Below are 23,658 nucleotides of genomic sequence, written 5' to 3' on the forward strand. Positions count from 1 at the left end.
ATCCCAAAAGGCGTACCTTTTGGGATTTTTTTAATGCTTATAACGTAGCAACTCCGAAACCTTCACAAATCGATAACCCTGCTTTTTCAGCTCAGGTAAAATTTTTGCTAATGCCGCCACTGTTTGACTACGATCACTTCCCCCATCATGTAATAGTACAATATCTCCACTTTTAGCATTTTTCACAACATGATTTACAATGGATTCAGTACCTGGATTCGCCCAGTCACGAGGGTCTTGATGCCATGACCATAGAACAATTTGATACCCAGCTTTTTTTGCCGTAGTAAATACAGCATCATTAATATATCCACCTGGTGGGCGGAACAATAAAGGTTCTTTCGCCCATTTTTCAAAATATTTCTTTCCATTTAAAATATCATTTTCTAATTTTTCATCTGATGAATTGCTCGCATACAAATGATTCATCGTATGATTTCCAATTTCATGCCCTTCTTTCAACACTTGCTTTACTAAATATGGATTACGCTGAACTCGAAATCCAATCATAAAAAAAGTCGCTTCTGCCTTATATTGATGTAATAAATCTAGAATTTGCGGCGTGTATGTTGGATCTGGTCCATCATCAAATGTGATTGCAATAACCTTTTCATTATTTGGCACTTCCCACGTTACATAGCCAGTTGGCTCTAACTCTTTTCTTAACAACATTTTAGCTTCCACTTTATCCACTTGAAATATATGTACTGCACAAATTAAAGAAAAAATTAATAGAATAATTTTTTGTTTCTGCATAATAGCACTAAAAGTAAGGAGGTTGTTGAATTCACAACACCCTTCCTTTACTTTTCTAATTGATCTACATTCTGCATTATATTTTGGAGATTACTTTCATATTGCTCAAGTTGTGGACGCTGCGTTTCTGATGCTACTTCAAGTGCATTTTGAATCTGTTCGTACGCCTCTTGCACTTCTTGGCGTAACTTTTTTAAATCATGGCTGTAATTCGGGTCATTTTTCACAATATTATTGAATATATTTTCCGCTTGAACAAACCCTTGCTGTGCAGCCTGAAAAGCCTGTTGCTTATCTTTATGATATGGCATATCATTTTCCCCTTCCTATATGAGTTAGTCCTACTTATCTTTACCCGTTTCCAAAAAAACATTCTCGTATAAATTCGCAAACTTCTCTCATTCTAAATAGGAAGAGGAGGTGTAAAATACAATGGGTAAAAACAATAATCAATCTAATCGTCAAAGCGAGAAAAAAGGGCAATCTTCTGGACAACCTGAACCGTTAAGCGGATCTCATAAAGTAAAAAACCGTAACCATTCTCGTCAAAAAAATCATGCGCATCATGATATGTAAAACAAAGCATTCACACTGGCTACTTTTGCCACATACAATGTTTATATTTTTCCATTTATTCTTCACCCCTACTTCATTCATGCATAACATAGTATGAATTGAGACTTTACGGAGGGTGTCTTACATGGGCAAGAAAAAGAAGGATTGTCTTTTTCATGTTGATGGTTTCGAAGAATGGATGGATCAATTTTGTTCTGATTCTTGTAGTAATTTTAGTTTTCCAAATCAAATTCATATTGACCTTTGTGAAACAGAACAAGAATACATTTTGGAAACAGATGTACCAAATGCAACTGAACAAAATGTACTCATTAAAAAGATGGAGACAGGCCTAAATATATGCATACTTCATAAAAACACTTCTTTACAGCGAACAATCCCTTTACCTACTACTATCATTTATAAGAAGATGCTAGCCTGCTTAGAGAATGGATTTTTAGCCATTCATATTTCCAAAAATGAAGTTGCCGATAAGCATGAAAAGAAGGTTCTTTTTTCAAATTGAGAGTTAACGTAAATACAAAAATAAGCCCCAGTAACTTGCTGGGGCTTATTTTATTTCACTTGTATTTCTATATTATAATTTCTATCGTACCTTTTTTTCAATAAGCCTTTTGTAACTAAAAGTACAGGAAATGCTACAGTTGAAAATATAGCTAGCACTAAAAATACTACAAACCCATTTTGGTACCCGTAATAATCGAGAAGTACTCCCCCAAACCAAGGACCAATTACTCCTCCAATTCCTGAAAAACCCATAGCTCCAAAATATGTCCCTTTCAAATGTGAAACAGCTATCTCATCAATAAATACATCTGTCATTGAAAACATTAATACTTCTCCGAATGTAAAAATAATTGTACAAATAGCAGCCCCTAACATAGATTCTACTAGTCCAAATCCAAATAATCCCCCGCTCACAAATAACGTTCCAACCATAATAGACGTTAACGGCGTATACTTTTTACACATTTGAATAACAGGGTATTGAATAACTACTACTGTAATTGCATTTAAAGTTAGCATATATGAGAACAGTTTTACTCCATCTTGAAATATATGTGAATTTGCAAAATATTGAGATAGTGTCGTCGTGAAATGCGAAAAACCACTATTACTCAAAATAATACCGACTAAAGCAACTAAAAATACTACATCCTTTCGCAATATACGAATTGCATTTAGTATTGTAACAGGCTTTTCTGTATTTATTTTCTTTTTATCAAGTGGATATTTCTTAAATTGCAGTGCTAATATAGCTGTATATAAAATGTAAACTCCAGCGGCTACTAAAAAAGGAATTGTTGATTTTGCACTTCCGAGCTGTAATCCAACAATTGGTCCGATCGCAACTCCAACATTTATTGCACCGTATCGTAAGTTATAGACGAGTAACCGATACTCTGGTTTTGTTAAATCTGATAATAACGCTCTTGATGTCGGTTCAAAAAAAGAACGACATAGTCCATTCAAAGCGTTTAATAAAAAGAAACTCAAAACATGATCTGCAACTGAAAATCCTATAAATACAAATACCCAAACAATCATGGACCATATTATAATCATCTTTCGGCCGAATCGATCCGATAAATTGCCCCCAATAAAACTAGCAAACACTCCAACAAGCGCACTCGTTCCAATGATAGCACCGGTCATTCCAGCCGATACGTCTTTAACAGTCGTTAAATAAATCGCTAAAAAAGGAATGCTCATTGAAGTAGCAAACCTAGCAAATAATGTCCCTATAATGATACTCATTCCAAGTGGATGAATATTTTGTAACTTCCCCTTCATCTTTAAACCTACTCTCTCTTTTCCTACATAAAAAAAGAAAGCAAAGGACCTGCTTTCTTCTTCCTTTTTCTATAATTGAAATGTTTATACCCGAGCGGTTCTCGTTATCTCCATATCAATTCCATATGTAAACTGTAGTTCTTTACAAACATCTTTAATCAAAATAGCTACATTATATTTTTCATTAAATTGTAAAATAATGCTTTCTACTTCTTCATATGTATACTTATATTCGCCAGTGATTACACTTTTTAAATCAAAGCATTCATTAACACAAAGCTGGACGAGTAATTGATCATACTTCTCCATCACATCTTCTTTTTTCCAAAGTAACTCCTTTACATATAACCGATCAAATTTCACACTTTCTCGATTACATTCCGTTAAAATCCGGGTCATCTCATTTAATTCTCGATATAATTCGGAAATATTTCTGCTTAAACTAAGCAGTTTATCTACGCCGTTTTCATATAGCATTTCATTCCACCCCCGCATTTTCTTTTTCTTATTATAGCAAGAAAATTCTAAAAATAGTTTCTTTCTTCCGAAATATTAGGAAACTTATTTCAATTGTTTTACAATGAAACTAGTGAATACGAAAGGGGAAAGAAAATTGGAACAAAAATTATATTACATCGACGCTTATACGAAAGACTTTACTACTAAAATTATAAAGCAAGATTATGATAAAGAAGGTAACTTATATGTTGTTTTAAATGAAACAGCCTTTTATCCAACAGGCGGCGGACAACCATATGATACTGGAACTTTAAATGGTATTCCGGTAATTAACGTTGAAGAAGTAGATGGAGAAATTCGCCATTTCATAGTAGAACAATTACATACAGAAGAAGTAGACGGAAAAATTGATTGGCAACGCCGTTTTGATCATATGCAGCAACATACAGCTCAGCACATTTTATCCGCTGCTTTTTGGGATCACTTTAACATACCGACAATCGGGTTCCACCTTGGAAAAGAAACTATAACAATTGATTTAGAAACTGCTAACCTTTCTACCGAAACTGTTGAGAAGGCCGTACAAATTGCTAATCAAATTGTTTTTGAAAACCACCCTATTCGTACCCAATGGATGAACTTAGAAGAAGCGAAAAAATTACCTCTTCGCAAAGAACCAACTATGACAGAAAATATACGCGTTGTTATTATTGAAAACTATGACTACAACGGTTGTGGTGGAACACATCCGAAGCATACAGGTGAAGTAGGTCCTATTCAAGTACTAGAATGGGAGCGTAATAAAGGGGGTATACGCTTAACATTTATTGCTGGTTGGCGTTCTCTTAAATTAATGGGACAACATCAACAAATATTAACAGATGTTTCTAAGCAATTGAACAGTAGCGAAACTGATATTCCAACAAAAGTAGCACAGCTTCTTACCTCTCAAAAAGAAAACGAAAAAACAATACAAGTGATGAATGAAAAACTATTATTTGTAGAAGCAAATGAACTATTACAACAATCAGAAGAAATACATGCCGGCATACTTATTTCTAAAGTATTTGCAAATCGTTCTATGCAAGAAATCGCAAAGCTTTCTGCTATCATTACAGAACAACAAGAACATGCCATTACATATTTCGTTATTGAAAACGAGGACAAATTACAATGTATTCTTGCTTGCGGAAAAACAGTCGCACTCGATATGAATACCCTTTTAAAAGATACACTTCCTGCAATTGAAGGAAAAGGTGGCGGAAATAAAAAGAGTGCTCGTGGCGGTGGGAAAGCAATTATGAGTGGAGATGAGTTTTTAATTCGGCTTGTTTCTTCTTTACAATCTGCAGTGTAGATTATTTTATGAAGTGGATGTCATTGAACTGTGTGACATCCACTTCTCTTTTCTGTTTCGTGCACAGTAGTACAGTAAATGAAATTATATGAACGATTCTGCAAATATATCTATCACAACTCACAATATATCAACGATTCTATAAGAAATATCGATTTACCGACAAAATACGAATACAAATACAACTTATAGAGTAAGAGGAGACTGCTGCACAATAACAGCCTCCTCCTATATTTACAAGCCAATATTTTGTTTTAAGCCTTGGTAACTTCCTGCATTCAGAAAGTTTTCAGATGCAAGTTTAGTAAATTTCTCAGAGAAACCATAACTACTTAATTCTTCTATTGGCACCATTTGTACATCATGAATTGGATTATGATCAAACTCGTTTGAAGGTAAAGTAATTTCACCTTCAATCCTTTCAAGCAGAAATGTAATATGTAATAAAGACGGGAGAGCATCTGGTTTATCACAAACATATAATAAATTCTTAACCTTAACATCTAATCCGGTTTCTTCTTTCATTTCTCGAATCATTGCTTCTTCTAACATTTCACCGTTCTCTACTCTTCCTCCAGGTAAAGACCAATTCCGATTAGCAACTTTTTGCTTTACTAGCAATACCTTTTCGTTTTCAATTAAAATTCCAGTAACACGAACTTGCATTACATTTTCCATATGTAATCTCCTCTTCCCATTAAATTTATAAATTAATCCTTCCACAAAAAGAACGTACGTTTTATAATTAAAGAAAATTATGGAAGAAAGAAGTTGTTATATTCATGCGCCCACCTTTAACAAAGTCTATATCTCTTGAAGATTTCCAAAACTATTATTGGTTAAAAGCTGAACTACAAATATTTTGTCGTGAGCATGATTTACCAGCTAGTGGCTCTAAGATCGAAATAAGCGGTCGTATCTCACATTATTTAACTACGGGTAAAGTATTAAAAAACCGTTCTCATCAAAAAGTGAGTAAAGCTTCCCTCTCTTATAAAGATCTTTCTCTTCAAACAATTATTACTGAAAATCACCGCTGTAGTGAAGATGTGCGTGCTTTTTTCAAAGAAAAAATTGGAGAAAAATTCCGCTTTACAGTAGCCCTTCAAAAGTTTTTTAAAAAGAATATCGGAAAAACGTATGAAGACGCTATAACGTTTTGGTATGAAGAAAACGAACGTAAAAAAGATCCCGCGTATAAAACAACTATCAGCGCACAGTTTGAATACAATCGTTTTACTCGTTCTTTTTTCGAAGATCCATACAACAAAGGAAAATCAAAAACAGATGCTATCGCTGCTTGGAACGAAATAAAAGCAAAACCTGGTAGCAATGTTTATGTTCCTCAAAAAGTAGAAAACTAGTTAACTTGCTAGTCTTCTACTTTTTCAAATAAAAGAGCAAGCCCTATTCCACCCCCAATTCCTAATGTCACAATTCCATGTTTCATACGTTCTCTTTGCGCCTGATAATACAAGCGTGTTACAAGCATAGCTCCAGACGCACCATACGGATGACCAAGCGCAATTGCACCACCATTTACATTTAACTTTTCATACGGAATTTGTAACGTTTGCGCACATGCAACAACTTTAGCGGCGAACGCTTCATTCATCTCAATACAATCAATATCTTCTATTACTAAATTCATTTCTCTAAGTAGTTTTTGTACGGCAAATATCGGACCCGTTCCCGGGAGATTCGGATCCACTCCAACTACAGCACTGCGAACGAAACGAAGAACAGGCTTGTATCCTAATTTTCGAGCTTGCCCTTCTTCCATTACAAGTACAGCACATGCTCCATCGTTTACACCACACGAATTCCCTGCTGTTACCGTTCCATTTTGTAAAAATACAGGTTTCGTTCTCTTAATCATTCTTTCATAATTCATTTCTCGCTTAATAAATTCATCTAATGATCCATTAAAATAATGAGGTAATATCTCTTCTTGTATATATCCTTTTTTTAATGCTTGCAGCGTTCTTTTATAGCTAAGACAAGCATATTCATCTTGCATCTCTTTCGTTATGTTATACTGCTCTGCAACATACTCAGCCGCTAACCCCATATCAGGGTCTCCAATTGTTTCAGGTGAAAACCTCGCTCTATTTTGAAAAGGTGACGTACTTGTACTCTCTACTCCCCCTGCAATATAGCAATTACCAGCCCCACCTTGAATAAGATGACATGCGATGCGAATTGCTTCTAAACCAGAACCACATTGCCGGTCAATCGTTACACCAGGTATATGATAACCGAGTCCTGCTTCTAAAGCAGATAATCTTGCAACATTACCTCCTGGCCCAACGACATTTCCTAATATGACATCATTTATTTCGCTCTCAATTCCTTTACTTAAAAATGTAAGAAGTGGTGCTGCTAATTGCTGAACTTCATAATCTTTTAACATCCCATTCTTCTTGCCAATAGGCGTTCTTTTCGCTTCTACAATAACCGCTCTATTCATGTACCTTCTCCTGTTTTCCAACTATACTTTTAGCTGCAATGCGAGCTACTTTTCCGCTACTCGTATAAGGTATTTCATCTACAAAATACCATTCTTTCGGTATTTTAAAAGATGATAATCGTTGTAAGCAAAAACTCTTTAATTGTTGCTTTGTAGCGCTTCCTTTTACGATAGCGACCGGTTTTTCACCCCAATAGCTATCTTTCACACCAACAACAACAATTTCTTCAACAGCTGGATGTGTATATAGCAAACTTTCTATCTCTTCTGGGTAAATATTAATTCCTCCAAATAGAATCATATTCTTTTCTCTACCAACTATATATATAAAACCTTCCTCATCTTGATACCCTACATCATGCACTGTCATCCAACCATCTTCGGTCAACTCTGGAACTACAATACCATCCGATACATATCCCATAAAAAACTGATTACTTTTCACATAAACAGTTCCTATCTCACCTATCTGTACTTCTTCTCCTGATTCATTACATATTCGCACTTGCACATTGTGGCAAGGTTTCCCTACTGAATTTGGCCTTCTATTACTCTCTTCATCAACTAGTGCTGTTACAAAACTTAGTTCCGATGCACCGTAAAATTCATATTTTTGCGCATAAGGAAATATACTCTTTATTTTTTCTTTCGCTTCAACTTCCCATTTCGCTCCTGACGAAATAATTTTCATTTTATTTTCCATTACTCTTTTTTCTTTATATAAAGATTCTAGCATTGTCGGAACTGTATACATGACCGAAATATTTTCCGTTTCTAACTGATCCAGTACTTGATCTGGAATAAACTTTCTCATTATGTGCACCGTTTGCCCTAAATATAATGCACTTATTGCACCGTATAAGAAAAGAGAATGAACGAGTGTTCCGGCTATTAAAATAGAATCTGTATTTTTCATATGAAAGTCATGTACATTACAATCAAAACTATGGACCCACGACTTTTGTGCACGTAAAAATGCTTTTGCTTTTCCAGTAGATCCTGATGTAAATCCCATATAAAAAGGGTTATTCCCACCATTTTCTAGCGTTTGATATGTAGAGTTATACATCCCAATCATTCGTTTCCACTCATCAATTGATTGTATATTTCCGCCTTCACTCGATATATCTTTCAATCTATAATGCTCTGTAACAATAACATCTGGATTACTAAGTGCTATTCTTTCCTCAAGCTCATTTTGCTTCCACTTTATATCTAGTGGCACACAAATCCACCCTGCCATCGCTGCTCCAGCAAATGTTTGCAAAAATTCAACACAATTTTCTAAAACAATTGCTACCGTTTTATTCTTCGATTCTTTTTCATGCAACCAGTTTGCTACTTTACAAACTGACTCGAACCACTCTTTATATGTTAAAACTCTATCATTTTCCTTAATCGCTATTTTATTCGGTTGTAAAGAAGCATATTTTTTGTATTCTTTTGTAATCCCCATATGAGACGTCCTTTCTTTACAAAATAACAAAAAGAAACACGCAATTAACGTGTTTCTTCTCTTTCTTATCCCGCATTTGTATATTTCCCATTCTTTAAAGCGGGCGTAATAATGTGTTTCAATGAACGATGTAATTTTGTCACGAGAATTGCTGCTATAATCGCTTTTATGCAATCACCTGGTAAAAATACGACACTTACTTTCATCGTCTGCCATATGGAAATATCCATTACGAAAGCTTGTACAATAATACCAAATACATAAACTACGAAAATACCACCAATTATATTAATACATAATACTTTTATTATGGAAACTTCACGTAAACGCTCAATTAAATAACCAATGACAAATGCTCCTAGAATATAACCAAGTAAATATCCTGCACTTGGACCAAAAAATACGCCAAGGCCTCCACGCCCGCCAGCAAGTAGTGGCGCTCCAACTCCGACAATAAGTAAGAAAATAAGCTGGCTCAGTGCACCAAGACGTGATCCTAACAGTCCACCCGCAAGCATAACTCCAAGCGATTGTAATGTAATAGGAACTGGTGTAATAGCAAGAGCGATTGGAGGTATTAACCCTAGTACTCCCATAATAGAACTGAATAAAGCGACGAAAACTAAATTTTTTGTATTCATATTTGCTTCTCCTGTTTGTAAACTTAAATTCCATTTTAGATAACATATTATAGGAGTTATATTATCTTTCCACTTGATTTTTGTCAACTTATTTTTAAAACAAGTTAACAATTAAACTTATTTTATTTCTCTTTATGCAAATGCTCCAGTTCTTTCCGGAGCGTTTGCTTTAAAAACTTCCCAACAGATGTTTTCGGTATTTCTTCCATAAATACAATATCATCTGGTAACCACCACTTCGCAAACTGTGGTTTTAAAAACTCATATAGTTCTTCTTTTGTAGCCGTACTATTTTTCTTTTGAACAACGCAGGCAATTGGGCGCTCTTGCCACTGCGGATGAGGAACTGCAACGACAGCCGCTTCAAATATAGCGTCATGCGCCATTAAAGCATTTTCAAGATCCACTGAGGAAATCCATTCTCCTCCGCTTTTAATAACATCTTTCGTACGATCAACAATTTTCACGCAGCCTTCCTCATCAACTGTAACGACATCACCAGTATATAACCAGCCGTCTCGGAATCCTTCGACAGTACGATCATCGTTATAATAGCTTTCAGCGATCCAAGGTGCTCGTAAACATAACTCTCCCATCTCAGTACCATCCCACTTCACTTCACCGTTTGTACCGACTACTTTCATCTCTACACCAGGGACAAGATATCCTTGTTTGGAACGGATTTCCAATTGCTCTTCATACGATAATTCTGTTTCATAACTTTTTAAACGTGCAAGTGTTACGAGTGGGCTTGTTTCAGTCATACCATATGCATGTACGAAAGGAACATTATATTTTTGCTCAAATGCTTTAATAACGCTTTTTGGTGCAGCCGCACCACCGCATAATATTCTCGTAATACTAGACAAATCGTAACTATTATTTTCTAACTCTTGTAAAACACCAAGCCAAATTGTAGGCACACCTGCTGCTATCGTTACTTTTTCAGCTTGAATCATCTCTAATAAAATTTTCGGAGTAAACATCGGTCCTGGAAGAACTTGTTTAGTTCCAAACCAAGTGGCTGCAAAAGGAAGTCCCCAAGCGTTCACATGAAACATTGGTACAATAGCCATTGCCGCATCACTTTCTGATAAAGCTGTCGTATCTGCTAAACCAAGTGCCATACAGTGCAGAACTGTACTACGATGTGTATAAACAACACCTTTTGGATTCCCTGTAGTCGCTGACGTATAACACATACCAGCAGGTGTATTTTCATCAATATCTTTTATAAATTGGAAATTGGAATCGCCTTCTTCTAATAGCTTTTCATAATGATATACAGGCTGCAGTGTAGTTTTTGGAAGTTCGTCTTTATCAGTCATAATAATGTAGGCTTGTACGGTTGATAATTGTGATTGAATATTTTCAACAAGTGGTACGAGATCTTCATCAATAAGTAAAATTCGATCTCCTGCATGTTGAATAATGTATGAAATATGTTGAGGAGATAAACGAATATTAATTGTGTGTAAAACGGAAGCAATACCTGGAATAGCAAAATATGCTTCCACATGTCGATGATGATTCCATGCTAACGTTCCTATGCGCTCGCCTTCTTTAATCCCAAGCTTTTTTAACGCACTGGAAAGCCTTCTTGTCCTTTCCCCTAGCTGCTTATACGTTAAGGTCGTAACTGTATCATGCGTCCGTGAAATGATTTCTTTCTTTGGGAATAGTTTTTCTGCCCTTTCCATCATAGAACTAATCGTTAGAGGTACATTCATCATCATATTGTTTACATCCTCCCTTTAAAGCGTTTTCATTTCGTTCATTATAACAGACTTCTACAAAAAATTACGATATTTTTTCTGTATTTTCTGAATTATTTCTTTGGAAATAATTCAGAAAATACTAGGAGAGAATCTATTAAAATTCCTTCTTACGATATATAAATACCGAAATAAAAAAAGAAAAGATATATAGGATAACGCCAAATATTGTATATAGAATTGAAATGTATACAGATGAATTTAAATTTGATATTGGAAATTGTTCTATTAGATAGCCAATTACACTTTGTAATCCAAAATAAGTAACAAGTCCCCCGCATGCGCCTCCAATTGTAATAGCATCAGATTTTTCTGCTCCAAAAATATAGAGGAGTGGATAGGCTATTGCTCCGGCATTAAGAATGATGAAAGTCCCTAAAGAAACACTCTTGAATATACCATCATCAATTGGTGTATCTGAAACTAAACCATATACATAAAATACGCCATAAGATAATAAGGTACCAATAATTACAACTAAAAAATAGAAAAAATAGTGACTTTGCACAATATTACTTCTAGTAACCGGTAAAGTAAGTACATACTTTTCATAACCCGACTTACTCTCATATTTAATAACTTCAAGTGCAGGAATCGCAGCAAATAAGATAATGAACGTAGCAATTAAACGGTACATTGAAGCATCACCAAAATAAAACACGAATCCCGCTCCCAATATCGCTATTCCCATGAACATAAAGAAAGTTCGATACACTAGGTAATAGTTTGTCAATAATAAACCTCTCATTTATTTTTCACTCCTCGTTAATAAGACACTCATTTCTTCTATCGAGATGGTTCTATGAGCAATCCCACTTGGTAATTTATGTACATCTGATACGAGTACATTGAAATAAGAACCATGGTTCCTCTTTGCCACAACTATATCTTTGTTGATTAAAGTTAGTTGTTCCACATCAACATCTACAATGGCGTAACTGTCCAAAACCTTATCTTTTTCTTCATTCAATAAAATTTCTCCATCTTTTATAATGATAAGGTGGCTAGCTATTTTTTCTACATCACTCATAATATGAGAAGAAAGTAATATACCACCATTACTTTTACTCACAAAACTTTTTAATTCCTCTAACACGCCCTCCCTAGATGAAGGATCAAGACCTCCCGTCGCTTCATCTAGGATTAATAATTTTGCATTATGCGACAATGCAACAGCTATGGATAGTTTCATTGACATCCCACGTGAGAATTCACCTACTTTTTCATCAGTAGGTAAAGAGAAAGAATGAACTAATCGATAAAAATTTTCTATGTCCCAAGATTCAAACATCTTTTCAAAAACCTTATTTAGTTGTTTTATTGTAAGATGAGCCGGTAGATTCATAGCATCAAATACGACTCCAATCTTTTCCTTAATCTTGGCATGTTTATTTATATTTTCTTCACCAAATATTTTTACTGTACCGCTATCTTTAGAAATTAATTGTAGTACTGTTTTAAATGTTGTTGATTTACCTGCTCCATTATCACCAATAAATCCAACAATTGATCCAGACGGCACATTGAATGATACATCTCTTAAAACAACTTTGTTTCCAAATGATTTACTCAAATTTTCAATTTCTAAAAGGTTTGACATCATTCCACTCCTATCTTAGCTTTTAATAAAAAAACGAATTAAAACACGTTTTCTCCTATTAAAAATTATCCACTTTTTCTCTCATTTTCTTTTTTAGTTTAAAGATAAAACGATTGCTATATTCTTTATTTTCCGCTAAAATTCTGTACGTTTCTAACACTCCTAAAACACTAACAAAAAGATAAAAACCAATTGCAATAAGAACCACACAGTAAGGATAATACTGTACTAACTCTCCTGAAGTGATATGCTTTTTCTCAAACAAAAATGGTATTGCACCCGCTGCTATGAAACAAAGTCCAACAATTACTACTGCAGCATATTTCTTTTTAATAGTCGCATATCTTTTTGTCAATTCTTTTAAAAAGTTTGGATCAAATAGTAGTTCTTCCTTTTTCAATACATTGTATCGACTCTCTTCTATCGTTACAGGTACCATAATCGCTCCAATTCCAAGGACAGCAATAATAATGATAAGGAATGTAGACATTGTTGGATCTTCTTTGAATAATAAATACGGTATTGTAGATAAAATAAGCAAACTAAACCCTAATGCGATATATTTAGAAATTTTTTGCCCATATACTATATACCCTTCTGCCATTTCCTTACTTACATAATAACCATGTTCCTTTTCATTACTTTGCTCAGCAGTTTCTTTTAATAAGTAATCAAGCGATACTTCAAATACATTTCCAATCATTATTAGCTTTTCAGTTTCTGGAAAACCTTGACCGTTTTCCCATTTACTAACCGCTTGCCTTGTCGTGTTTAATTTCTCAGCTAATGCTTCTTGAGAAAGGCCTTTTTCCTTTCTTAATTTAAAAAGTTTCTCACCAAATCCCATATGTGTGTCCCCCTTGTTTTCTTAACTAAATTGTATGTAAACATTGCCCCTATCTCTATCTTCCTGCGGTTGCACTTTGTCAACTTACGGTTGCGATTATGTTATATGGCGGTTTTGTATACGTTTTAGCTGTTTTTCTTCTATGATTATGGCGTTAATAAAACAACCCCTCTCAATAACCAATTATAACAATTAAAGGTAATTATTGTTATGGAAATAAAAAACTCCCTTATTCATTTAAAGGAGTTTTCGTTATGACATATTTCATTTATTCCTATATCTTTCTCGGGATATACGATACCTTTTCGTATCACGATATTTACCTTTTACAAACAAATCATTTTGAATCGTACACTCATACTCCATATTTAAACGTTTCATTAGTCTTTCAGTTGCTTCATTTTCTGAATTACATCCCGCTTCGATGCTATTAAGATGTAACTCATTAAATCCATAACTAAAAAAAGCTAACGCCGCTTCGGTAGCTAGTCCTTTCCCCCAATATTTTCGCGACAAGGTGTATGCAATTTCCGATTTATGTATAGTTGAATCATAACTTATAAATCCACATGTCCCTATGAGTTTCTGCTTCTCTTTTAATACTATTCCAAGAGGAGCGACTTTTTCTTTCTCATATCGTTCCATGATTTCATAAATAAACTTTTTCGTACCATTTAACGATCGATGTTCATCTCATACAGTATAAGTTGTTAATTTATTATCCGAAGCATACTCGGATATATGTAAAATATCACTCATATTAATTTCCCTTAATATAAGACGTTTCGTATACAACGCTGGATATGACCACTTCTCAACAATCATAACGGCTTCTGTTTAAACTTTTCATAATTCCGTACCTTTAATAAAAGGATATTCCCGCAATCTGTACAAATATAAGCATCCACTGGTGAAGATGTGAACATCGTCTCCTTTTTCCGTATTTGTGCATAACCGATAAACTCACCTTCTCCTATGTTATGAGAACCGCAATGAGAGCATGTCTGCACGTCTTTCTGTTTCATGAGAGCACCACCTTTAATCTGTTTCTACTCCCTTCGACAGTTAACTTCCATTTCCCTTCCAAAAATCTTCTTATTCTCTTAGATTACAACAGGAATCCTATTAGAAAAAACGTATATATACTATGACTATATTTTTTTTGGAGGAATTTTATGAGTACTATTATGACACTCGATACAGCAAGTGAAATTGAAAACGCAGAAATAGATATGCTTTCTTCTAGATTAGAAGCACTACAAGCACTGAGCGGAAATCCAATGCAAATACAAATAAAAAAATTCGGAAGTGCCACTGCCTTTTCATCAAAAGTAATTACTGGTCCTGCTTTTAATACGGTAAAAGGCATTACATTTATAAATACAGATGAGTTAGATGTAATCATCTCTCATTATCAATCACTACAAATTCCTTGCCGTTTTGAAATCACACCAGCGCAAGGCACAACTGAACTATTTCAATACTTATCTCAAAAAGGCTTTTACCAATCTAGCTTCCATACTGCTTTATATAGTATACCGAGAGAAGATTCATCCCTTCTCCCTTCTAGCATTTCAGTACGCAAACTGAAAGAAAATGAGTTTGATATTTTTGCAGACATATATGTACGTGGATTTAATATGCCCCCCTTTACAAAAGATGGTGTTCGCCAAAATAACGAAATTCTTTACAATAAACCCGGGTGGCATTTTTTCATATCTGAAGTTCAAAATATCCCTGCAGGCATTGGTGTACTGTATGTAAATAAAGGTATTGCCTCATTAGCTGCTTCTGCTACTTTACCGGAATTTCAGCGTAAAGGTTGTCATACTGCATTAATTCAAAAACGAATAGAAACAGCTATAGCAACAGACTGTCATTTAATAGTTGGACAAGCTCGATTTGGTAGTGGTAGTCAAAATAATATGGAACGTGCTCATTTGAAAATCGCTTATACAAAATCAATATGGACTGTGAAAGACATATAATTAACATTTTTTCTCTTCGCATTACAACCTTAAACATTTTATGACAATTCCTTTTCTATTCTATTAATCATTTGAATATTCGAACTATATTTGTTACGCTATTACTAGATACATCATTCAACTTGCAATATGAAAAGAGAATTCTAATCAAACTACAAGGAGGAGAAATGTATGACAAAGCATGATCATGGTTTAAAAGAAAAAGTAGAAGGTGCCATTGATAAGGTAAAAGGTGAAGTAAAAGAAGTTGTCGGAAAAGTAACGGACAATAAGAAATTACAAGCCGAAGGAAAATGGGATAAAGTAAAAGGTAATGCAAAAGATACAGTTGGTAATGTAAAAGAAAAAGTACATGAATATAAGGAACATAAATAATAAAAACACGTTAGATGTATTTCCATCTAACGTGTTTTTATTATTTTATAAGATTTTATCTTTACTTTATATACATAACTAACCAAATAACATACAATATATTTTTATTTCTCTATACTCTTTGTAAGTGGTTCTTTAAGTGCATTTCTATTCCACACAGCAAAAACAATAAGAGAAATAATAAAGAATACAACAAGACATATACCCAAATAATCAAAATTAACTACCTGTATGAGATTCCAAAACGGCCCCTGTAAATTATAGCTTTCAATAAGTAAAGATAATAGTTGATAACCCCCTATTAAAAAAGCCGTTATAACAGATATTGAGGTAATTAATACGTTATATGAATTTCTAATTCGACTATTTTCCATTGCCCACTTATAATTCGTATTCATGAATGTACTATCTAATGTATCCATCAACGACATTCCTGCAGCAAACAAAATGGGAAAAGCAAATATACTTACAAGCGGGATAGATTGACTTGTTGCAGTTACTGTAGAAAGAGCAATTAATCCGATTTCACTTGCTGTATCAAAACCAAGACCAAATAAAAAACCGATTATATACAATTGCTTTTGACTATCAATAAACGTAAATAAGCGTTGCGTGAAACGGTATATAAATCCTAAGTTTTCTGGCTGCTTATCCTCTTCGCTTCGTAACACTTTAATAAGATACATCAGATTGGTAAGACCGATAATAATAAGGAATGTACTAGAAACAATTGTGCCGATAATACCGCCTATAGTAGAAAAACTCTCCATTCCATGTTTTGCTGTTTTTCCAATTAAAGCAATTAATGCGATCATCACAAATACTACAGTAGAGTGTCCTAATGAGAAGTAAAAACCCACCCCCTGTGAGTTTTTACCTTTTTCAATTAATTTCCGAACAGTATTATCAATTGCGACAATATGATCACTATCAAACGCATGACGCAATCCTAAAGAATATGCAATAATAGCCATTCCAATTATGCTATTGCCTTTATACAGTGCAGGTAATAATAAGAGAATTCCAAGTACATGAAGAAATATAATAATAACAAAAAAGTTAGTTGCTTTTTTTAATTCACTTTTCCACATAGTTACTAACCCTTTCTACTTTAAATTGAATACTCTTAAAAAAGAAAAGTGCCATAATAAAAACTAAAATCGTTATAACAGTCGCTAAAATAATCACAAAATTATTTAGCACGTCTGTATGATTTGTAAGTGTTAACAGAGCTGGTATCGTTGCCGTAATCCAAGATTCAACGAAGCAAACAATCCCTACATAAATATGAATCTTCTTTTTCAACCCATCTTGCAGGAAAAATAAAAACCAAAGGAACGCCCAAAAGAACCAAATTATTGTACTTTGTAGACTTCCACTCTCATGTAATTGATTCACTATTCCCATAACCGTTGCAATAATAGCAACCCAGAGAGAATAGTAACCTACACCTGAAGAATCAAGTTTTAATATATTCGTAAGGCCAACATATAAATAAGTAAAACCAAATAAAAAAATAGTTCCATTAGATAGGATAGTCCACTCATCGGATTGACTTCCTGTAAATAATAAATATAATGGTGTCAAAGTTTGTAATGCCCCTACAAACAAATTGAAGTACCCTACACTTTTGCTATCAATGAGTTTAAAAGCTGCTAGTGCATTCATAAATAGAACTGCACCTACAAATAATAATCCCACATTAGTCATATTATCCCCTTCTCCTACTTAATATTTTCGATAGGATGTTAATTCTTCATGCAGACAATTCTCTCTAACAAAACGATGACACTGAAAAAATATAGATTCCATATCCTCTGTATTATGACTAAGTATGCGTATGACAAAGCCTTTACATGGCATAGAAGATATTCCAATCTTCATATTGTTAGTGTTAGAAAGCGAAGTTTTCAATGCTGCAATTAAATTATTTGTAATATTCTCATTAATAACTATGAAAGTACCATAATGGGAATATTGATTTAATATTCCCATTTGATCTAACGGCTCTTTGAAAGGGTTTAACAATAGATGATCGTAAACTACAAGTTTGTTTTCCATATATATTTTTGTTAGCGAATCAAAATACTGGTATGTGAACTTCTCCATATTTGGAGACCAACCAGGCGTAACTGAATCGCATAAAATCAATGTAGAATTATTTTGCATATATATATTTGTTTTTTGCTTATATGCTGCATCCTTGTACATAATCAACGGATCTGGTAAATACTCCATAACAGCATTTTCACCAATATAAACATTCAATTCTTGCAAAGCATAACTATTTGGAGTCTTGTAAACTTTCGTTGCTGATTGGCTTGTTATATATGTTTTCGCATCTTCATGAACATTTATATTTATAGAATAGAAATCTCCTTTTAAATAACCTCCACCAGAATTCATGATATAGTAATATGCTCTACCATAATCGTCCAAATATATTGGTTGCGTTACTTTTAAGGCATCTTTATGATAAACCTTAATAGGTACCGTTTTATGTCTCTTTTCCATCACATCAATGTTTAAGACACCTGTAGGGGCTTTCATTTTTTCAATCCTTCTAACATGATGTTTTGTCGCATCCAATTTATTAATCCCTGTAAGCCTTCCTCATCCTTCAAATTTGTAAAAAAATATGGTTTATTATGTCGGTAATTTTTCGTATCCTGCTCCATAACTCCAAGATCAGCCCCTACATAAGGTGCCAAATCCGTTTTATTAATAACAAATACATCAGATTTGATCATTCCTTGTCCACCTTTACGAGGAATCTTTTCTCCTTGTGCCACATCGATAATATAAATTGAAAAATCCACTAGCTCTGGACTAAATGTGGCAGCTAAATTATCACCCCCACTTTCAATAAAAATAATATCTAAATTACTATGTCTAATCATGAGCTCTTCAATTGCTTCAAAATTCATAGAAGCATCCTCTCGAATTGCTGTATGTGGACACCCTCCTGTCTCTACACCAATAATTCTATCTTCTGGCAAAACACCTGTTTTCAATAAAATTTTTGCATCTTCTTTCGTATAAATATCGTTTGTAATTGCTGCAATTTCATAATCTGTATTTAAATATTTTGTTAACTTTTCAACTAACATTGTTTTTCCAGCACCTACCGGGCCACCAATACCAATTTTAATAGGCTTTATCATTTTATTTTTCCTCCCTATGACATGAAGATTCTTATATTTACATCTTCATGTTGCATTTGATTTATTTCGAATTCAGGATCATTCAATCCAAAATCCTCTAATGAAAGCATTTGAATTCTATCAATAGATTCACAGATCAATTCATGGCATTCTTGTAATAGTTTTTGACCATCTGTCTGTCCAAGAGGAATGGCTCTCACACCATTTTGAATAATGCTTCCAACACATGAATATAAGAAAACTAAGAGCGTTTCTTCTATTGTCATTTTCAATTCCGCCCCTAATATTCCGTATACGATACTAGGATGTCCTTGTAATCTATTACAAAAAATATTTTCTTTGTACACATTTAAATTTTCAAATGAAAACAATTCACAACACAACTTAGAGGTACTTTTACTAATCATTCTATTTGCTTTTCTACATTCAAAGGGCAATGTTTGTGCCGTTATTAATTCATCTAAAAATGTAATTTTCTTATCATCATTATTCTTAATGGCTTCGTAAGTATATTTGCAAATTAAGCCGTCCGTGTGTGTTAATTGCACTTTTACATATCGATTAATCCATTTGAAAAATTCGCCTTTATTTGTAACTTGTCCCTCTTGAATAAATGTTTCTAATCCAAAAGAGTGACTAAAACTTCCTGTTGGGAAGTTCGAATCACTAATTTGGAGTAGGTTAAGTAGGTTAAATATGTTTGTGTGAAGCATGCTTGAACGGTTTTGGTAATACTCTATTTTCTTTTTGATAAGGAACACCTTCCTTTTTGAGTAAATCTTCTACTAAGTAGTCGTTCGCCAAAATCATACACCCTTCATCGAATTGTGCTGGCAAATGTCTATTTCCTAAGTTATGCGCAATAATTCCCATTTCTTTTATTGACGTTGGAGTAATTACAATTACCTCTTCTGGTAACACTTCAATATATACAATACGATGTTCATCTTCATATAAAATATCACCATTCTTTAATGTTTCCCCATTATCTAAAGACACCCCAATTTCAAAACCAGATTCTGAAAATAATTTCTGAACCCTCTTCAATAAAAGTTCACTAGAAATCAATATTTTATCAAGATGCTTTTTTGTATTTGAAAAATCATTCATATTGCATACGTTGTTATTAATTTTTTCAATAATCATTTTTTCTCCCCCGTTATATCAAAATAAAAAATATCTTTGAGCCATAGGTAATACATCTACTGCTTCACACGTAATAACTTGTCCATCAACTTTAACTTCATATGTCTGCGGATCTACTTCAATTTCTGGTGTTGCATTATTCAGCTTCATATCTTGCTTAGAAATCTCTCTCGTATTTTTAACAGGTAATACAACTTTATTTAAACCTAATTTTTCTTTAATATTATTCTCGTAAGCTGCTTTGGATACAAATGTAATCGAACTTGACTGTACTGCTTTTCCATATGCACCAAACATCTTTTTTTCATAATATGGTTGTGGTGTAGGGATCGAAGCATTCTCGTCTCCCATTAATGCCATCACTACCATCCCGTTTTTCAAAACCATATCTGGCTTAACACCGAAAAATTGGGGATCCCATATTACAAGGTCTGCATACTTTCCTACTTCAATAGAGCCGACATATTCTGAAATCCCATGTGTAATAGCTGGATTAATCGTATACTTAGCTATATAACGTTGAATTCTATTATTATCGCTATATTCTTTATCTCCCTCTAAACTACCAATCTGCTTTTTCATTTTATCGGCGGTTTGCCAATTGCGAATAATAACCTCTCCAACCCTTCCCATCGCCTGTGAGTCAGAGCTAATCATGCTGAAAACCCCTAAATCCTGCAAAATATCCTCTGCTGCAATTGTTTCTTTTCGAATCCTTGAATCCGCAAACATTACATCTTCTGGAATATTTGCTTTTAAATGATGACATACCATGAGCATATCTAAATGTTCATCCAACGTATTCACTGTATATGGCAAGGTCGGGTTCGTTGAAGAAGGTAAAATATTATTCAGTGCAGCAATCTTTATAATATCTGGTGCATGTCCACCACCAGCCCCTTCAGTGTGGTACGTATGAATAACACGATTATCAATAGCCTTTATCGTTTCTTCCACAAAACCACATTCATTTAACGTATCAGTATGAATAGCAACTTGAATATCATATTTATCAGCGATCTGTAACGAGTGATTAATTGCTGAAGAAGTCGCTCCCCAATCTTCATGAATTTTTAATCCAATAGCCCCTGCAAATATTTGTTCTTCCAGGGCAGATAAACTTGAACTATTTCCTTTCCCTAAAAACCCAAGATTTATAGGAAAAGCTTCTGCTGCTTCTAGCATTTTTCTTAAATTCCAAGATCCCGGTGTTATTGTAGTTGCCTTAGTACCCTCTGCCGGTCCTGTTCCTCCACCAATTAAAGTTGTTATACCTGAAGCTAATGCTGTATCAATTTGTTGTGGGGATATGAAATGCACGTGTGTATCAATACCTCCAGCTGTAACGATTTTCCGCTCACCAGAAATTACTTCCGTTGATGTTCCAATGATGATATCAATATTATCCATAACTGAAGGATTACCACTCTTACCAATTGCTGAAATCTTTCCATCTTTTATACCAATATCCGCTTTATATACTCCTGTATAATCAATAATAATTGCATTCGTAATAACAACATCCACAACACCCTGTTCCCTTGTAAGTTGCGAATTTTGTCCCATGCCATCCCTAATTGATTTTCCTCCACCAAAGACAGCTTCATCACCATATACGGTGTAATTTCGATCAATATGTGCGAATAATTGTGTATCCGCTAAACGAATAGAATCTCCTGTAGTTGGACCATATAAATCAGCATATTGTTTACGTGACATCTTAAAACTCATGCTATCTCCCTCTTTTTTTGTAAGATTGAATATCGCCATCCACTTTATTTTTAAATCCATATACTTCTTGCTTCCCTGAGTATGGAACTAATTCAATCGTTTTTTCATCCCCAGGCTCGAATCTTACCGCTGTACCCGCTGGAATATTTAAATGTTGTCCAATTGCTACACTAAGATTGAACTTTAACGCCTCATTCACTTCATAAAAGTGGTAATGAGATCCAATTTGAATCGGTCTATCTCCCTGATTTAACACCTTAACTTTCGTTGCTTTTTTATTTCCATTACATACTATGTCTTCTTTCGCAAGGATATATTGCCCTGGAATCATCTCATTCACTTCCTTTAATGAATTGGTTGATGAATAGTTACTAATTTTGTTCCATCAGGAAAAGTTGCCTCAACTTGAATATCTGATATCATGTCTGCAATACCATCCATAACATCTTCAGCACTTAAAATATTTTTTCCAAGCTCCATTAATTCCGCTACATTTTTACCATCTCTTGCTCCTTCCAAAATTTCATACGTAATAATAGCGATACTTTCTGGATAGTTTAACTTAAGCCCTCTCTCCTTTCGTCGATAAGCTAAATCAGCCGCAACAACTACCAGCATTTTATCAATTTCTCTTGGCGTTAATCTCATTGCACTCTTCCTTTCTGAAGTATTTTAAAACTAAGAATATTCTAAAAATAAAAAGTGTACTTCCAATGTCCTTTCCGTGTTTTCTCCATGTTTTTTTCTGCCAATCAAATAAAAAAAAGACTAGAATTTCTAGTCTTTTTTTATTTCCCTTCATTCTTCTCTAACACATATAAATCTTCTTCAATATTTGATAACTTTTCAGTTACAAGTTTTCTTGCATCTCCAATTGCTTGATTGTATGCAAATGGTCCTACTAATTTAATCATTTCTTCTATTAAACGTTCTGCTTGAAAACGTCCAATCTCATCTAAATCTTCTTCAACGAAAAATTGCTGAATTTGTGCTACAAGCTCTTCTTTTTTATCAGTCGGTATTTTTATGTTCATCATCATGAGTTACTCCTCTATATTTAAGATAATACTTTTCTTAACTCTACCATAGAAAAGCGATTTCCTGGACAAGTTTTTGTAACCCCTTCTAACTCCCTATGGCCAAGTATATTCCCTTTCTCTATGGCAAACTGCTTCATAAACATTTTACATAAAGAATATAATGAATTCATTTGTGCAGTAGTTGGATCATATTTATCAAAATTTCCCGTCATACATATTCCAATTGTATCCCTATTATTATCTTTCGCATGTGCTCCAATATGTAAACCTCGTCCTTCGACTACAGTTCCATCTTCTTCAATAAAATAATTGTAACCAATCCCGCTCCATCCTCTTACCTTTTGATGAAATTCGTGAGTTTTATACACATCCCATCCATCTTCTGACGTATGGTGGATAATCAGTTTATTTACTTTTTCTAAAGGAACTAACTCATTTTGAAATGTTAAATTTGCACATTTAATTTCCATATGAACATCCTCC

General features: G+C 34.0%; 30 protein-coding genes and 1 pseudogene. 6 read left to right on the forward strand and 25 right to left on the reverse strand.

Translation table 11 applies throughout. The features are described 5' to 3' along the window. Positions 1-30 precede the first annotated feature (30 nt). Both pdaB and KPL75_RS04380 read right to left on the reverse strand, forming a co-directional pair. Entirely contained in the window at positions 31-756 is a 726-nt protein-coding gene (gene pdaB, locus KPL75_RS04375; protein WP_219919554.1) for a polysaccharide deacetylase family sporulation protein PdaB, read from the reverse strand. A 47-nt stretch (positions 757-803) separates the two neighbouring features. Then, a complete protein-coding gene (locus KPL75_RS04380; protein WP_219919555.1) occupies positions 804-1,067 on the reverse strand; it encodes a hypothetical protein in 264 nt (87 codons plus the stop codon). A gap of 121 nt (positions 1,068-1,188) precedes the next feature. Between KPL75_RS04380 and KPL75_RS04385 the strand changes: the two genes are divergently transcribed. Together KPL75_RS04385 and KPL75_RS04390 are read left to right on the forward strand one after the other, a co-directional pair. After that, positions 1,189-1,332 carry a small acid-soluble spore protein P gene (locus KPL75_RS04385; RefSeq protein ID WP_002111142.1) on the forward strand — a complete coding sequence of 48 codons (144 nt, stop codon included), beginning with the start codon at positions 1,189-1,191 and terminating at the stop codon, positions 1,330-1,332. 124 nt (positions 1,333-1,456) lie between these two features. Then, positions 1,457-1,837, forward strand: a complete 381-nt coding sequence (locus KPL75_RS04390; RefSeq protein WP_219919556.1) for an Hsp20/alpha crystallin family protein — start codon at positions 1,457-1,459, stop codon at positions 1,835-1,837. A 50-nt stretch (positions 1,838-1,887) separates the two neighbouring features. Here KPL75_RS04390 and KPL75_RS04395 read toward each other — a convergent pair whose 3' ends face one another. Both KPL75_RS04395 and KPL75_RS04400 read right to left on the reverse strand, forming a co-directional pair. Then, a complete protein-coding gene (locus KPL75_RS04395; RefSeq protein WP_219919557.1) occupies positions 1,888-3,126 on the reverse strand; it encodes an MDR family MFS transporter in 1,239 nt (412 codons plus the stop codon). Between the two features lie 84 nt (positions 3,127-3,210). Next, the gene (locus KPL75_RS04400; RefSeq protein ID WP_219919558.1) at positions 3,211-3,603 is read right to left on the reverse strand and encodes a hypothetical protein; all 393 of its coding nucleotides are present in this window, start codon (positions 3,601-3,603) and stop codon (positions 3,211-3,213) included. Positions 3,604-3,739: 136 nt separating this feature from the next. Between KPL75_RS04400 and KPL75_RS04405 the strand changes: the two genes are divergently transcribed. Beyond that, positions 3,740-4,942, forward strand: coding sequence for an alanyl-tRNA editing protein (locus tag KPL75_RS04405; RefSeq protein ID WP_219919560.1), 1,203 nt, complete (start codon positions 3,740-3,742; stop codon positions 4,940-4,942). Between the two features lie 234 nt (positions 4,943-5,176). Here the strand turns inward: KPL75_RS04405 and KPL75_RS04410 are convergent, their stop codons facing one another. Beyond that, positions 5,177-5,620 carry an NUDIX domain-containing protein gene (locus tag KPL75_RS04410; RefSeq protein ID WP_219919561.1) on the reverse strand — a complete coding sequence of 148 codons (444 nt, stop codon included), beginning with the start codon at positions 5,618-5,620 and terminating at the stop codon, positions 5,177-5,179. A gap of 104 nt (positions 5,621-5,724) precedes the next feature. Here KPL75_RS04410 and KPL75_RS04415 point away from each other — a divergent pair, with 104 nt between their 5' ends. Then, the gene (locus KPL75_RS04415) at positions 5,725-6,306 is read left to right on the forward strand and encodes a DUF6434 domain-containing protein (protein ID WP_219919562.1); all 582 of its coding nucleotides are present in this window, start codon (positions 5,725-5,727) and stop codon (positions 6,304-6,306) included. Between the two features lie 8 nt (positions 6,307-6,314). Here the strand turns inward: KPL75_RS04415 and KPL75_RS04420 are convergent, their stop codons facing one another. The 9 genes and pseudogenes from KPL75_RS04420 to KPL75_RS04460 form a co-directional block, all read right to left on the reverse strand. After that, positions 6,315-7,412, reverse strand: coding sequence for an acetyl-CoA C-acyltransferase (locus tag KPL75_RS04420; RefSeq protein WP_219919563.1), 1,098 nt, complete (start codon positions 7,410-7,412; stop codon positions 6,315-6,317). Further along, a complete protein-coding gene (locus tag KPL75_RS04425) occupies positions 7,405-8,868 on the reverse strand; it encodes an acyl-CoA synthetase (RefSeq protein ID WP_219919564.1) in 1,464 nt (487 codons plus the stop codon). The genes KPL75_RS04420 and KPL75_RS04425 overlap by 8 nt, the downstream gene beginning before the upstream one ends. A gap of 65 nt (positions 8,869-8,933) precedes the next feature. Further along, on the reverse strand, positions 8,934-9,509 hold the full coding sequence (locus KPL75_RS04430; protein WP_219919565.1) for a biotin transporter BioY: 576 nt from the start codon (positions 9,507-9,509) through the stop codon (positions 8,934-8,936). 122 nt (positions 9,510-9,631) lie between these two features. Continuing rightward, complete coding sequence (locus KPL75_RS04435; RefSeq protein ID WP_219919566.1) at positions 9,632-11,245, reverse strand: long-chain fatty acid--CoA ligase; 1,614 nt, start codon at positions 11,243-11,245, stop codon at positions 9,632-9,634. A 136-nt stretch (positions 11,246-11,381) separates the two neighbouring features. Beyond that, a complete protein-coding gene (locus KPL75_RS04440) occupies positions 11,382-12,032 on the reverse strand; it encodes an ABC-2 transporter permease (protein ID WP_002146309.1) in 651 nt (216 codons plus the stop codon). Then, a complete protein-coding gene (locus KPL75_RS04445) occupies positions 12,033-12,884 on the reverse strand; it encodes an ABC transporter ATP-binding protein (protein WP_016096348.1) in 852 nt (283 codons plus the stop codon). 58 nt (positions 12,885-12,942) lie between these two features. Further along, the gene (locus KPL75_RS04450; protein ID WP_219919567.1) at positions 12,943-13,731 is read right to left on the reverse strand and encodes a helix-turn-helix domain-containing protein; all 789 of its coding nucleotides are present in this window, start codon (positions 13,729-13,731) and stop codon (positions 12,943-12,945) included. A 264-nt stretch (positions 13,732-13,995) separates the two neighbouring features. Beyond that, positions 13,996-14,556, reverse strand: a pseudogene (locus tag KPL75_RS04455) (GNAT family N-acetyltransferase). Further along, positions 14,553-14,756: a hypothetical protein gene (locus tag KPL75_RS04460; RefSeq protein WP_002146302.1), complete on the reverse strand. Its 204-nt coding sequence runs from the start codon at positions 14,754-14,756 to the stop codon at positions 14,553-14,555. The pseudogene KPL75_RS04455 and the gene KPL75_RS04460 overlap by 4 nt, the downstream one beginning before the upstream one ends. A gap of 150 nt (positions 14,757-14,906) precedes the next feature. On the opposite strand from KPL75_RS04460, the gene KPL75_RS04465 reads away from it, so the two are divergent. Beyond that, positions 14,907-15,719 (forward strand): hypothetical protein, encoded by an 813-nt coding sequence (locus KPL75_RS04465; RefSeq protein ID WP_002066615.1) that lies wholly within the window; start codon positions 14,907-14,909, stop codon positions 15,717-15,719. Positions 15,720-15,890: 171 nt separating this feature from the next. After that, positions 15,891-16,094, forward strand: coding sequence for a CsbD family protein (locus KPL75_RS04470; RefSeq protein WP_002066614.1), 204 nt, complete (start codon positions 15,891-15,893; stop codon positions 16,092-16,094). Between the two features lie 104 nt (positions 16,095-16,198). Here KPL75_RS04470 and KPL75_RS04475 read toward each other — a convergent pair whose 3' ends face one another. The 11 genes from KPL75_RS04475 to KPL75_RS04525 all read right to left on the reverse strand — a co-directional run bounded on the left by KPL75_RS04475 (position 16,199) and on the right by KPL75_RS04525 (position 23,645). Next, complete coding sequence (locus KPL75_RS04475) at positions 16,199-17,185, reverse strand: HoxN/HupN/NixA family nickel/cobalt transporter (protein WP_219919568.1); 987 nt, start codon at positions 17,183-17,185, stop codon at positions 16,199-16,201. Further along, on the reverse strand, positions 17,172-17,804 hold the full coding sequence (locus KPL75_RS04480; protein WP_016096343.1) for an AmiS/UreI family transporter: 633 nt from the start codon (positions 17,802-17,804) through the stop codon (positions 17,172-17,174). Before KPL75_RS04480 ends, KPL75_RS04475 begins: the two co-directional genes overlap by 14 nt. An 18-nt stretch (positions 17,805-17,822) precedes the next feature. After that, the gene (locus KPL75_RS04485) at positions 17,823-18,644 is read right to left on the reverse strand and encodes an urease accessory protein UreD (RefSeq protein ID WP_219921063.1); all 822 of its coding nucleotides are present in this window, start codon (positions 18,642-18,644) and stop codon (positions 17,823-17,825) included. Next, the gene (gene ureG / locus KPL75_RS04490; protein ID WP_000594929.1) at positions 18,641-19,258 is read right to left on the reverse strand and encodes an urease accessory protein UreG; all 618 of its coding nucleotides are present in this window, start codon (positions 19,256-19,258) and stop codon (positions 18,641-18,643) included. The genes KPL75_RS04485 and ureG overlap by 4 nt, the downstream gene beginning before the upstream one ends. A gap of 14 nt (positions 19,259-19,272) precedes the next feature. Next, positions 19,273-19,971: an urease accessory protein UreF gene (locus tag KPL75_RS04495; protein WP_219921064.1), complete on the reverse strand. Its 699-nt coding sequence runs from the start codon at positions 19,969-19,971 to the stop codon at positions 19,273-19,275. Then, on the reverse strand, positions 19,949-20,404 hold the full coding sequence (locus tag KPL75_RS04500) for an urease accessory protein UreE (RefSeq protein ID WP_002146294.1): 456 nt from the start codon (positions 20,402-20,404) through the stop codon (positions 19,949-19,951). Before KPL75_RS04500 ends, KPL75_RS04495 begins: the two co-directional genes overlap by 23 nt. An 18-nt stretch (positions 20,405-20,422) precedes the next feature. After that, positions 20,423-22,135, reverse strand: a complete 1,713-nt coding sequence (gene ureC, locus KPL75_RS04505; RefSeq protein WP_219919569.1) for an urease subunit alpha — start codon at positions 22,133-22,135, stop codon at positions 20,423-20,425. A 1-nt stretch (position 22,136) separates the two neighbouring features. Further along, a complete protein-coding gene (locus tag KPL75_RS04510; RefSeq protein WP_219919570.1) occupies positions 22,137-22,466 on the reverse strand; it encodes an urease subunit beta in 330 nt (109 codons plus the stop codon). Between the two features lie 14 nt (positions 22,467-22,480). Next, complete coding sequence (locus tag KPL75_RS04515; RefSeq protein WP_002066603.1) at positions 22,481-22,783, reverse strand: urease subunit gamma; 303 nt, start codon at positions 22,781-22,783, stop codon at positions 22,481-22,483. 140 nt (positions 22,784-22,923) lie between these two features. Continuing rightward, a complete protein-coding gene (locus KPL75_RS04520) occupies positions 22,924-23,175 on the reverse strand; it encodes a DUF2164 domain-containing protein (RefSeq protein WP_002111161.1) in 252 nt (83 codons plus the stop codon). A 17-nt stretch (positions 23,176-23,192) separates the two neighbouring features. Then, on the reverse strand, positions 23,193-23,645 hold the full coding sequence (locus KPL75_RS04525) for a peptidoglycan recognition protein family protein (RefSeq protein ID WP_219919571.1): 453 nt from the start codon (positions 23,643-23,645) through the stop codon (positions 23,193-23,195). Between the last annotated feature and the right edge of the window lie 13 nt (positions 23,646-23,658).

The organism is Bacillus sp. NP247, assembly GCF_018966865.1.
Taxonomy (GTDB): domain Bacteria; phylum Bacillota; class Bacilli; order Bacillales; family Bacillaceae_G; genus Bacillus_A.